This is a genomic window from Paenibacillus sp. FSL H8-0034 (assembly GCF_038000305.1).
Taxonomy (GTDB): Bacteria; Bacillota; Bacilli; order Paenibacillales; family NBRC-103111; genus Paenibacillus_S.
The window spans coordinates 435277-447784 of record NZ_JBBOBS010000001.1 but is presented as its reverse complement, the minus strand read 5'-3'; the positions used below and the strand labels follow the sequence as shown (position 1 = coordinate 447784).

Genomic DNA, 12508 nt, shown 5'->3' with positions numbered 1-12508 from the left:
TTGAGTTGATTTTTCCTATACCCAGCATACGAAATTGCGTATGTAGGAGCATACTGATAATTTGCGCTCCTATGACTTTTTTTACGATGGATATGCTTGGGAACTTGTGATGATTGGAGCATTGGAGCTGGGCATGCGGATGGTCACCGTCGTCCCCTCGCCTTTCGTGCTTTGCACAGTAAGCCCGTACTGCGCTCCGAACACCATCTGAATCCGGTTGTGTACATTCATAAGTCCAATGCTTCCTTCGGAACCGGTCTGTGACCCCGATTTCTCTTCATGGCTGCGCATCAACCGCTCGTTCAGCCTTAATAATATGTCTGGCTCCATGCCGCAGCCATTATCCGTTACGGTCACACAAAAGTCCACGGAATCCTGCCAAGCGTCGATCACAATCGCATGAGAATCGTCTATACCCTCCTGAAACGCATGCTTGAACACATTTTCAATCAAAGGCTGCAGCGTTAGCCGAACCATATTGTTCAGCAGCCAATCCGGGTGTATGCGAACGTCAATTTCAAAATCGCGCTGAATCCGGTATTTCATAATTTCCATAAAATAAAGCACATGCTTCAGTTCATTAGCCACCGTAATTTGCTCGAGGTCGGTACGGATCGAATACCGCAGCATATAGGATAAGGAACGGACGATGTCCTTGATTTCCCCAGACTTCTGGATAACGGCATAGCAAATAATAATTTCCAGTGTGTTGTACAAAAAGTGCGGGTTGATTTGCAGCTGCAGCGACTGGAATTCAGCAAGCTGGCGCTTTAATAAATTTTCCTGATTATGCAGCTCGGTTTCATACACACGCTCCACCAGCTCCTCCAGCCGGGCTACCATCGTGTTATAGCTGGATATGAGCTGATCCATCTCATCACGGCTGCCTGTTAGCGGCACTCTTGTCCACTGTCCTCTTTCCGTCTGCCGCATCCCGCTCTCCAGCAACCGGACCGGACGGATGATGGATTGCCCGAATCGATACGCGAGCAGCGAAGCCAGTGCCAGAGTCAGGATACCTACGATAATCGTCGTCTGGCGCAGATCCGAGATCGGCTGGCGCTGCTCACTACGCGACATGCTCGCTACGAGCGTCCACCCCGAATACTCCGATTTGCGGCTGAAAAACACACGTCCAGGCTCACCTGGCAGCTCGAAGGTCTGATCCGTATTGGCCTCCACCGCTTTGTATTGATTACCGTCCAGCTGCTTGCCGATACGCTGCGAATCGGGGTGATATAAGATTTTGCCCCGCTCATTGACGATGAAGAAGTATCCCGATTTTCCGAGCTTGATGCCTTTCCAAAGCGTATTCAGCTCTCCAATTCGCAGCTCGAAGCCCATGATGCCCTTGAACGATTTGGAGGAGGTTCTGTCGCCCAACTGACGCACAAGTGTGAGATGGCCATCCAGAAATCCCGAATCCCGAATCATCAGCTTTCCATTTAACCCTGTGTCTTCCTTAAGCTGTTCGACGTATTCCTCAAAGCCTTTATAATTAAACGATACGATATGAATATTGAAATCCGTTGCCCGAAAGCCGTTATACCCCACGATGTAGGTCATCGAAATTTCCGGATTGTTGATCAGAACCGATTGGAACACACCTGTTTTGATCGCATTTTCGGCTGTATAGAAGTTGGAGCCTTTCGGAAGGTCCAACGTTTCCTTCACTAATGGAGAAGTAAGAATCGAAACCGTGGCCCGCTCATAGTTTTTCAAAAACAGATCGGTTTCGTGAACCACATTATCAACAATTTGCGTGAGCAGGCCCTCGTACTGGTTCTCCAGCTCGCTCGCCGAACGCCAATATCCGGTGAATGCCACGCTGATCAGGGTGAATGCAATAATAATGACAAAATAAATGTAAATTTTACGCCCCAAACTTTTCTTCATTACTGGATCCCCAGCAAAGCACGATATTCGGTAGGTGAATAACCGGTTGATTTCTTGAAATTTCTGGAAAAATGGGGATAGCTGTCATAGCCGATCTCGCCAACAATATCAATGATCTTGTGATGCGGAACAGCAAGCAGCTGCTTCGCCTTCTCCATTCGTTTGCGCAAGCGGTATTGGACAAAGGTTTCGTTCGTTTTTTTCTTAAAATAGTGACTGAAATAGGTTGGCGTAATGCCCAATCGTTCGGCAACACGGTCCAGCGTGAGGTTCTCATCGAATAGATTGGCATCGATATAGCAGAGAGCCGCTTCAAGCACATTGATCGTTTCGTGATTACGTTGTGCACCCAATTGCTGGAGCCAAGCGGCTATCTCCGATTGGAACTGCTCGTAAGTCAACGTATGCTCGGCATTGGCCGCCATCAATGATTCCGTTTCAAATCGATACACGCCGCGGGCATTCAGCTTTCTGGCGAGCAGCAGCATGGCGTCGAACACCCTCTGGCGTAGATGAGCACCTGTAACGCCCGCCAATAGCTCCTCCTTGCCCTGCGAGAGCAGCTCTTGTACGTGTATCCGATCCAGCATCCATATGGATGCTTCCAATTGATCGATCCACCGCTCTAAATCGGCATAAGAAAATACCGGAGCCTCTCGTTCCGCAAGCAGCTTATCCAGTACTGGAAAAAGCTCGATCTCGGTGATCGGCTTCAGCAAATATTCCTTGGCTCCATAGGACATACTTTTTTGTGCGTAAGCAAAGTCCCCATGGCCCGACAAAACCACGATTTGTGTGGACAGCTTATGCAGCTGGATTTGTCTGCACAGCTCCAAACCATCCATTCGAGGCATCCGAATATCGGTTAGCAGAACATCGGGCGGATTCGATACCATCTGCGATAATGCCTTCACACTATCCGTAAACGTCTGAATATCGTGAAATCGCTTGTACTCTCCGATTAACGCTTTCAATCCAATCCCGATAATCGGCTCGTCATCAACGACAAAGATTGTAGCCATTTGTGTTTCCCCCCATCCTATCGTCATTATCCGATGAACGGCTGTCGTTTGGATATCGTCAAAACCTCGAAAGGATCTTCAAAATCGAAAGTCCGTCCCCGGAGGAACGGACTTTCAGCTCACATATTCATGCTTGGCTTATAGACCAGCCTTAAGGCGCGTTCGTTCCTACCTCGGAAGGCGACAGCTGATGAACGACCGGAATAGCGGTTGAGGCGGAATATTCGTCCGCACCTACATCGTTTATGGAACGGGCTTCACCATCCATGTCCGTGGTGACGTACGTATAGCTGCCAACTGCAGAGTTAATTGCGGCCGTGCTGGTGGATGATAGCTTTTGCAGCCCGTTAAACGTTCTGAACAACGGGTCAGCAAGACGAATTTCACCAGTCGTTCTTGATTTATTGTTCAAGGTGCTGCCGTAGCCGAGATTTCCTTCAAACACGGTATTCGTCGTTGCCGCTTCATTATAGAGCGTGCCTGTTGAATTTTTCACAATATTGTTAGCCACCCTGACGCCCTCTGGAGCGTAGGTTTTACCCGATCCAACGATGATCCCCGAGGTGCTGTTCACAATCGTATTGTTGACGACCTGTGCGCGATAAACCTTCCATTGTGCCGTTAACTGTGTCGGTGTCGGATTCGGCGGATAACCACCCGTTCCGCCATCAAAGCTACCGCTGTCGATGATGATCGCGCTTTGCGTCAGGTTTTCCATGTAATTGTTGTAGATCTTATGATCGTTGCCGTAAATTCGAATTCCTGCCTCTTCAGTTTCAACCCCGTCTCCAAGGAAGAAGTTGCCGTAGAAGCTGTTGCTGTGGCCATGTCTGGACGTCAGCCCGCCCTTCGAGGTTTTAAACGTGTTATAACGGACTGTGTTGTTGCTGCTTTTGACCGAGACGATTTCCGGCTCGCCATCGCAGTTCTCGAACAGATTGTACTGGATCGTGTTATACCCGTTGGACAACGAAATTCCGGACAATCCCAAACGTATCGTTTCCTTGCCGTTCGCTACCCAGGGACCGACATCATGGAAATAGTTGTATTCGATTGTATCATACTGCGAAATATTGCCATTGCCATCGCCCTCATAGGCAATGAGCGGAGCCGTATCCTTCTTTCCGCCAAAATCATTGTGGTCGATCCGGTTATGATGGCTGTTCACACCCCTGACCTGAACCCACATCGAATTGGTGCCACTCTCCGATAAAGCAAACAAATTGCGTGTCAGCCTTATATTGTTCGATCCGTCCAAAATGACAGCCGACTTGTCAAACGATGCGTTCGTTGAGCTGCCTGGCTGCGTAAATTTCAGTCCTTCGAGGGTCACATAAGAGGAGTTTTGCACATAGAAAAATGCGCCGCCGTTAATAATTGCCTGACCCTGATTTGCCGCAATAAGCTTGATCGGGCTGCTGGCTGTACCGTTTTTACCAGCAATCTGGATCGGGCCTGGAGCCGAGTAGTTGCCATTCGCCAGTACAATCGTTGTGCCTGCAGACGCATTACTAATCGCGGTCGCCAATTGGGCCGCCGTCGACACGTTCACCACACCTGTACTCGCTTCACTGTGCCCATATATTTCAACCTCGCTGTAGCTGTTCCATGTGCTGCTCGAATTACCATGACCGACAATTCGCACATAGCGTACGTTCGACACATCGGGGAAATCAAAGGTTTGCAGGGCATCGCTCAAGCTGCTGGTCACATTGGACCGCGCCGTTGTAAACGTCACATTATCTGCAGATGTCTGTATATCGAAGGTAAAGGTTCTTGCAGCGCCGTTAAAAGGAGCCAGCTTGATATAAGCTACCGTCTTGCTGGACCCCAAATCGTATTGGATCCATTGACCATCACCGTTGCTCGACCAACGGGTCGCTGTATTCCCGTCCACTGTATTAGCCGGCACGTTGCCGTCATTGCCACTATCGCTGATCGAAGCGGCAGGAACCGTGAACTTGGCATCAGCCGATGTATTGACTGCCGATACATCTCCGTAAATCTCCACTTCCGTGTAGCTGTTCCACGCATTCACAGAGTTGCCGTGCCCGATAATTTTCACATAACGAACCGGATCTACATCCGTAAAATCAAAGGTTTGCAGGCTTGCACTCAAGCTGCTCGTGACGTTAGAGCGCACTGTCGTAAAGGTTACATTGTCCGTGGAGGTTTGAATATCAAAGGTCGATGTGCGTGTGTCACCGTTCAAAAAGGCCATTTTTACATAAGCCAGCTTCTTGAGGTCCGTTCCCAAATCAAACTGAATCCACTGTCCGTCGCCACTAGCCGACCAGCGGGTAGTCAAATTGCCGTCCAGTACATTTTTCGGCTCGTTTCCATCATTGCCGCTTGCCGTTACGTTGGTTATCGGGATGATAAACTTCGCATCTGCGGCATAAGTGGCGGAGATCGGGAGCATCGTTACTAGTAAATAAATGAACACCACCAACGCACAAACTTGTTTACGCTTTACCATTGCACACGTCCTTTTCATTTTTTAAAAACGCTTTCAAATGGTTAGAGTGCACTCTATTGCCATTGTTGCTACAAGCCTATGGAAAAGTAAACCTTCAAAATCGAAACAGATCATCAAAATCGATACTGAGGCGTTTATTTTACCAATCCCATCGTTATTTTCAGAACAACAACCGGTCGCCATGAAGTCAAGAAACTTGAAACCGCCGTGGCTTTGCTGATAAAATCATATTAAATTCAAGTTCGAATGGATGATGTTCTTCTTACCCTTAAGGAGTTGAAGCTAATGTCCGATGATACCCAAGGTAAAGACGAAAGAAAGAACAAATTAAAGGTCATTTCATTTAATAAAGAGCGAAATCATCTGATCGAAATGGACCAACCCCGTATTACGTTTGAGCAGGTTGGCGGCATGGAGCAGATCAAGAAGAAAATCCGTATGAACTTTATACTCCCGCTCAAACAGCCGGAAATGTTTCAGGCATTCGGAAAAACCGCTGGCGGCAGCCTACTGCTCTATGGGCCTCCCGGCTGCGGCAAAACCTTTCTCGCCCGTGCTATCGCTGGTGAGATTAATGCCAATTTCCTTCATATTGAGCTGCAGGCTATTTTATCGATGTATGCAGGGCAGAGCGAACACAATTTGCATGATTTTTTCGAAAAGGCTCGTGCCGAAAAGCCGTGTGTCATTTTCATCGATGAGCTTGACGCTATGGGCGGGAGCCGTCATCACATGCATCAGCACCACGATCGCATGCTCGTCAATCAGCTGCTAACGGAGCTGGATGGCCTGCAATCGTATAATCATGAGGTGCTTGTGGTTGGTGCCACCAACACGCCATGGTATCTGGATTCTGCGCTGCGCCGTCCAGGACGCTTTAATCATCTGGTATTTGTACCGCCGCCGGAAGCTGCCGAGAGGGAATTAATTCTGGGATTGAAGCTGGAGGGCAAGCCACAGGAGCCTTTAAATCTGAAAAAGTGGGCTGAGCAAACTACACACTTCTCGGGTGCGGATCTCGAGCAGGTGGTCCGGGATGCAATTGAGCAAGCCCTGGAGCGATCCCTGGAGAGCGGAGACATCCAGCCCATTACGGACCAAGATCTGAAAAAGAGTGTAACAGGCCGCAAGGCGACCACACTGGATTGGTTTTCAACGGCCAAAAACTATGCAACCTTCAGCGATATTAACAAAGATTATGAGCATGTGCTGGAGTATATCAAAACCTATCGAATCAAATAAGCAGAAGGCTGCAGGTGATTGCGGTGTCCTTACGTTATGAGCAATCTGACCATATGACCCGGGTGTTCCAGCTGACGAACTGGAGGCGCTTTGACGAAGCGATTGCTGAGGCCGAGCAGTGGCTCAGGGAGGAACCAGAGAATGCCAATGCTTATGGGATGCTTGCCCAAATCTATATGAAATCCGGTAAGTATGACAAAGCCCTGCATTGGTCGGCGGAATCTCTGAAATATGACCCCGAGAATAAAATCGGCTGGTTCGTGCGTGTGATCGTTTTATATTCCCAGGGTAAGGAAAAGGAGTATTTGCAGGCGGTCAAGGAAGCGCAGCGTATCGATCCCTATGAAAGCCATTATTTGTTCCTCAGCTTTAATTTGTATCACAAAAAGGGCAAGCTTCAGCAAGCGAGGGAGGAACTCGACCAAGCGCTGCAGTTGGCTCCCGACAACTCCTTGTACTTGGCTGGAGATAGCTATCTGCATGCCAACGCCCGCAATTTCCAGGCTTCGCTGGCATCTGAGCAGGCCGCCTTGTTCCAGAACCCGGATCACGATCAAACCTTTCTCTATCTGGCCTGGGCCGCCGAAAAAAGAGGCGACTACGATAAGGAACAGGAGTATTTGAAAAATGCAATAAGACTCGATCCCACAGATGCACAGATCCGCAGGGAATATCTGAAAAGCCTGCAAAAAAGCTATTGGTTTTACCGCTTGCTTCTTTTGCCCTCATTTATCAAAAAGATGAAGCCGTGGCAAATCTTCCTCACCTGGGTCGTCGCCTGGCTTCTATTCAAACCGTTGATAATCCTATTTATTGTGCTGCATGTTCTCTCGCATTGGACGAGCAAGCTCCTGGTTAAAGCCAAGGTGTTCGGCTGGCGATCGATTTTTAGAAAACAATCATAAATCGCGAGTTACTTATGACGTGAAAAAGGAGATGTCACCAGCAGCTTGGCTGCTTGAGGGGACATCTCCTTTGGCTGACAGCTCCCACTTTATGCATGTAAATCCGCATCATAATTTCCTTTACAGCAATAACTCCAGGAACACCGAATAATTTGTAACTAAATGATGAAAAAACTATTGTCTCCCGGCGTTATAAGGTATACAATATAGCTTAGCAATTACTTGGTTCGCAGCAGCTTAGACACGGAAACTTTCTAACTTCTATGTGATTTTTTTCACAAGTGAATGGATAATATAATAATAACCTATATTATATTTCATATAGATCGCGGAATATCGTTTTTGCTACTTGCGAACAATTCAGATGAATAAAGGAGGAACAAAGAATGGCACAAACCACTGCTCAAGTATCAGAACAAGAAGTTTCAGCAGCTCCGGCAACCGTTAAAGCAGATGTATTGGATCAATTGTTAAAACCTGAGGTACAAGAGGCATTGACCGTATTGGTAGATCAACTGCCACGACTTACGGAAATGATGACTCTGCTTACCAAAACGTATGATTTGGCTAATAAAGTAGCCAACGACCGTGTATTGATTCAAGACATGGTTGGCGGTATTCAGGAAGTTGTCAAACCAATTGAGGAAAAAGTAAAAGGTTACGCATCGGCTGCTATTGAAGCCAACGATCGTGCTGATCAAAGCGATGCCACCATCGGCCTATTTGGCATGCTAAAGCTGCTTAAAGATCCGGAACTGCAAAAAATGCTTCGTTTTAGCCAGGCATACCTTGATATTTTAAGCGAGAGAAAAAAGCAAGACCACCTATAAAACAACCTATTGCCAGAATGGAGGATAAACGTGAGTAAACAAATTTTGATCTTGGGTGGCGGCTACGGCGGCTTATTGAGCGCTCTTTCCGCTCGTGCCCATCTAACGCATGAAGAAGCAGAAATTACCGTTATTAACCGCGTGGGCTCGCACCAAATTATTACTGAGCTGCACCGTCTTGCTGCAGGCAATGTTGCCGAGAAGGCAGTAGCTTTGCCTTTGGAAAAGCTGCTTAAAGGTAAACAAATCAATGTGGTGGTTGGTACGGTTGATGAAATTAATGTGGAAGAACGCAGAGTGCTTCTTTTGGGTGGCAAAACGTTCAGCTATGACGCTTTGGTGCTCGCTCTTGGCAGTGAAACCAACTACTTTGGTATTCCAGGTCTGCAGGAAAACAGCTTTACGCTGAAATCCGTAGCCGATGCCAACCGTCTATTTGCACATGTGGAGCAAAGCATTCGCAATTACAGCAGCACCAACAACAAAGCAGACGCTACTTTCGTTATCGGTGGCGGAGGCTTGACAGGCGTTGAGCTGGTCGGTGAGCTGGCTGATGAGCTTCCAGGCATTTGCCGCAAATATGGCGTTGATTTCGCAGATGTATCGCTGTATCTGGTCGAGGCTATGCCAAGCATTCTGCCAATCTTCTCTGCTGAGCTTATCGAGCGTGCAACGGTCAGCCTGCAAAATCGCGGTGTTGAATTCTTGACGGGCCTTGCGATTACTGAAGTGAACGGACCAACCGTAAGCCTCAAAGACGGTAGAACGATTGATACCAGCACATTGGTTTGGACTGGCGGCGTACAAGGCAGCTCGCTGGTAGCGAACTGTGGAGTAGAAGTGAATCGTGGTCGTGCAACGGTTAACGAAGCGCTGCAATCCGTTTCTCATCCTGATGTATTCCTGGCTGGCGACTGCGCAGTCGTATTTGGACCTGAAGGCCGTCCATTCCCGCCAACTGCGCAATTGGCTTGGCAAATGGGTGAGCTTGCTGGCGCTAATATCGCTGCTCATTTCAAAGGTACAACCATGGACAGCTTCAGCCCTGTATTCTCGGGAACATTGGCAAGCCTTGGCCGTAAAGACGGTATCGGCTCCGTAGGTGGAAGCGGTATTGAATTAAAAGGTACTCCGGCATCCTTGATGAAGAAAGCGAGCAACGCCCGTTACTTGTCCCACATTAACGGATTATTTGCCCTTGCTTATTAATAAGCTGACTATGCAATCAAGCCCCTCCACAGCATATTGTTGTGAAGGGGCTTTTTGTTATACAGATATATATGGATTATTTAAAAAAGTGCTTCTACTTTCTTTCCACCTTGGTCCCCGTTAGCAGCTCCAGAGACAAGATCACAGCAGACATGTCCAGCTCCCCCAGCTGCTGCTCCACAGCCTTATGCAGTACGGCTTCTACATGATTTCCGGTTGATACTTCTATCCCGGCTTCGGCTACGAGTCGGTTAGCCAATCCGACATCCTTAAGCAGGTACTTCAGAGCGCCCCCTGGTTGAAAGCTGCGATCCAGAATATGCTGCTCAACATGGCGTCGCAGCATCCGGCTATCCCCGTAGCTTGTGGAGAGAATTTGATACAGCTGCTCGGGATTGATTCCATAGGCACTGCCTGCTGCCATAGCTTCTGCAGCCGCTAAAGTATGGGTGGCAACCAAATATTGATTCATCAGCTTGGCTACGCTGCCCAAGCCCGAGCTGCCCAAATACTGCACATTGGAGCCTAATTGTTGGAGCACAGGCAAGCATTGCTCATAGGCATCCGCTTGTCCACCCACCATGATCGTTAATGTACCTCGCTCTGCACCCTCCGGGCCGCCGCTCACAGGTGTGTCCAAATAAACCAGCTTATACGATGCCGCCTCCACCCCCAACTGCACACTCAGCTCGCGACCGACGGTTGTAAAGTCCATACAGATGGCGCCGGGCTTCGCTTGTTTAAAAATACCCTGCTCACCCATATACAATGCCTGAACATCCTGCGGCATCGATAGACAGGTACATATCACGTCTGCCAGTTCTACAGCTTCCCCAATTGTCGCCGCGCGGCTCGCCCCCAGCTGTACCAGCGGCTCTACCTTATCCGCCGAACGATTGTACACAGTGACCTCATATCCGGCTTTAACCAGTCGTGCCGCCATTCGGGAGCCCATGACCCCCATCCCAATAAAGCTAATCCGTTGCAGTTTCATCACCCTCCAGCTTGGTACGTTCTATGTATGGCTATCTTGGGTACGGCTGACCGTGACTCACCCGTCCGCCTCATTTATCATACCATATTACGGAAAAATAACTTATGTGATACGATAGCAGCAAAACACAGGGTCCCATGCCTGCAGCCTTCCAAATAAGAAACCATTAGGGGACGTGATCGATCTTGCTGGTACATCTTAACCGTACATTTTTTTCGCTCCGCACGAAATTTATGATCTTGTTCATGGCTCTGATTACGATACCGTTCATGATCAGCGGTGCTTTCACGTATACGAAATACGCGGCGAATGTCGAGCAAAGCACCAAAAATTACACACTGCAGATCGTCGATCAAATCCGAATTAATCTGGACCGGTATATGAAGGAGATTGATAGATTAACCCTGTCTCCGCTGTACGATCCCAACGTCCTCGCCATTCTGAAAAACCACACCAGCTCCTATCAGAAAGGGGTTTATTTGACTGCTGAGGAACAGTTTAAAATGAATTTGTTTATCTCCTCAATGGCTTTTGAGCGTTCGGAAATTGAAAGCATTCTCATCTTCACCGACGACGGCAGCCTGTTCAGCAATTCGGATACGAGCGTCATGAACTATTGGTCGCAGGATACGAATAACTGGATGGCAGACGACATCCTGGAGGATGGCGGGCTGACGATTAACCCCCCGCATACGGTCTCCTATTACACCTCTGGACCAAAAACGGTCGTATCCTTGTCACGCCTCATTCGTGAGCCCTACACCCATAGCAAAATTGGCTATATCAAGGTCGATCTCAAAACGGAAGGCTTTGAAAACATCTTTTCCTCGGTTCAATTCGGCAATAACAGCAAGCTGTACATTTATGATCAAAAAGGGACGATCCTGTATCCCCAAGCTTCAGCATCGGAGCCTGACCTGAACGATCCGGGATTGTTAAGCGCTTCTACCCGCTCCAAATATACAGGGCTGCAAATATGGGGCCAGATTCCACTGGCAGAGCTGCGAAAGGAAGCCAAGGAAATCACGAGCTACACCCTGATGATCTCCCTGATATCGCTCGGGGCTGCTCTGCTGCTGGCCGTCCTTTCCTCTGATCGGTTAGTCAAGCCTATCCGGCATTTGCAGAGTAAGATGGAATTGGTCAAAAAAGGTTTTTTCAAAGAACGGGCCATCGTGTCCACCCATGATGAGATCGGGCAATTGACCGAAGTGTTTAACCGGATGGTGGGGGAAATTGAGCGTCTCGTGCGTGAAGTGTACGAAACCAAATTGCGTGAACGGGATGCGGAAATATCGGCGCTGCAGAGCCAGATGAATCCCCATTTTCTGTACAATACCTTAGAATCGATCAATATGATGGCGGTCAGGCATCATCATCTGGCGCTATCGGATGTCGTAACCAATCTGGGCAAATTGCTGAGATATACAGTCGATAAACGCCAGACGTTTGTATATTTGCGAGACGAGGTTCGGTTTGTAGAAGCTTATATGCAAATTCAGGAGCTGCGCAGCGGTGACCGTTTGCGTGCGGAAATCTTCATTGATCCTTCACTGCAAATCGTGCTTGTGCTCAAGCTGATCCTGCAGCCGCTCGTAGAAAACGTCATTGAGCATGGCATGGGCAGCGAGCCGGTGACCATCAGGATCAAAGCGGTAACGGAAAATGACGATTTGATCGTATCCGTGGAGGACGATGGTTTGGGGATGGACGAAGCAGAGATAGAGCAGGTGCTGCGGCGCATTGATTATGCCGGGGAAGATCCCCACGTCAAGCAGGAATTCGGGCACAAGAGCAGCGGTTATGCGCTTCGCAACGTCCATCAGCGAATCCGGCTTTTGTATGGAAAGCCCTACGGGCTCGTCCTGCGTAAAAATGCACATCAAGGAATGACGGTGCTCATTCGATTACCGTTCCAATGGGAGGAATAA

Annotated in this window: 9 protein-coding genes; 5 read left to right on the top strand and 4 right to left on the bottom strand. The window is 48.5% G+C overall.

Annotated elements, in window-relative coordinates; translation table 11 throughout:
• Positions 1 to 81 precede the first annotated feature (81 nt).
• The 3 genes from NST47_RS02080 to NST47_RS02070 form a co-directional block, all read right to left on the bottom strand.
• Positions 82 to 1896, bottom strand: a complete 1815-nt coding sequence (locus NST47_RS02080) for a cache domain-containing sensor histidine kinase (RefSeq protein WP_341153731.1) — start codon at positions 1894 to 1896, stop codon at positions 82 to 84.
• Positions 1896 to 2918 (bottom strand): response regulator transcription factor, encoded by a 1023-nt coding sequence (locus NST47_RS02075; RefSeq protein ID WP_341153730.1) that lies wholly within the window; start codon positions 2916 to 2918, stop codon positions 1896 to 1898. The genes NST47_RS02080 and NST47_RS02075 overlap by 1 nt, the downstream gene beginning before the upstream one ends.
• Before the next feature lie 151 nt (positions 2919 to 3069).
• Positions 3070 to 5397, bottom strand: coding sequence for a chondroitinase-B domain-containing protein (locus NST47_RS02070; RefSeq protein ID WP_341153729.1), 2328 nt, complete (start codon positions 5395 to 5397; stop codon positions 3070 to 3072).
• Positions 5398 to 5682: 285 nt separating this feature from the next.
• Here NST47_RS02070 and NST47_RS02065 point away from each other — a divergent pair, with 285 nt between their 5' ends.
• The 4 genes from NST47_RS02065 (at position 5683) to NST47_RS02050 (ending at position 9583) form a co-directional block, all read left to right on the top strand.
• Complete coding sequence (locus NST47_RS02065; protein ID WP_341153728.1) at positions 5683 to 6639, top strand: ATP-binding protein; 957 nt, start codon at positions 5683 to 5685, stop codon at positions 6637 to 6639.
• 23 nt (positions 6640 to 6662) lie between these two features.
• Positions 6663 to 7544 carry a tetratricopeptide repeat protein gene (locus NST47_RS02060; protein ID WP_341153727.1) on the top strand — a complete coding sequence of 294 codons (882 nt, stop codon included), beginning with the start codon at positions 6663 to 6665 and terminating at the stop codon, positions 7542 to 7544.
• A gap of 386 nt (positions 7545 to 7930) precedes the next feature.
• On the top strand, positions 7931 to 8374 hold the full coding sequence (locus NST47_RS02055) for a DUF1641 domain-containing protein (RefSeq protein ID WP_240415673.1): 444 nt from the start codon (positions 7931 to 7933) through the stop codon (positions 8372 to 8374).
• Positions 8375 to 8404: 30 nt separating this feature from the next.
• Positions 8405 to 9583, top strand: a complete 1179-nt coding sequence (locus tag NST47_RS02050; RefSeq protein WP_341153726.1) for an NAD(P)/FAD-dependent oxidoreductase — start codon at positions 8405 to 8407, stop codon at positions 9581 to 9583.
• Between the two features lie 94 nt (positions 9584 to 9677).
• Here NST47_RS02050 and NST47_RS02045 read toward each other — a convergent pair whose 3' ends face one another.
• Positions 9678 to 10577, bottom strand: coding sequence for an NAD(P)-dependent oxidoreductase (locus NST47_RS02045; protein WP_341153725.1), 900 nt, complete (start codon positions 10575 to 10577; stop codon positions 9678 to 9680).
• A 185-nt stretch (positions 10578 to 10762) separates the two neighbouring features.
• Between NST47_RS02045 and NST47_RS02040 the strand changes: the two genes are divergently transcribed.
• Positions 10763 to 12508 (top strand): cache domain-containing sensor histidine kinase, encoded by a 1746-nt coding sequence (locus tag NST47_RS02040; RefSeq protein ID WP_341153724.1) that lies wholly within the window; start codon positions 10763 to 10765, stop codon positions 12506 to 12508.

Coding starts and splice junctions, on each gene's coding strand:
- NST47_RS02080 (WP_341153731.1), bottom strand. CDS start 1,896: ATGAAGAAAAGTTTGGGGCGTAAAATTTACATTTATTTTGTCATTATT.
- NST47_RS02075 (WP_341153730.1), bottom strand. CDS start 2,918: ATGGCTACAATCTTTGTCGTTGATGACGAGCCGATTATCGGGATTGGA.
- NST47_RS02070 (WP_341153729.1), bottom strand. CDS start 5,397: ATGGTAAAGCGTAAACAAGTTTGTGCGTTGGTGGTGTTCATTTATTTA.
- NST47_RS02065 (WP_341153728.1), top strand. CDS start 5,683: ATGTCCGATGATACCCAAGGTAAAGACGAAAGAAAGAACAAATTAAAG.
- NST47_RS02055 (WP_240415673.1), top strand. CDS start 7,931: ATGGCACAAACCACTGCTCAAGTATCAGAACAAGAAGTTTCAGCAGCT.
- NST47_RS02045 (WP_341153725.1), bottom strand. CDS start 10,577: ATGAAACTGCAACGGATTAGCTTTATTGGGATGGGGGTCATGGGCTCC.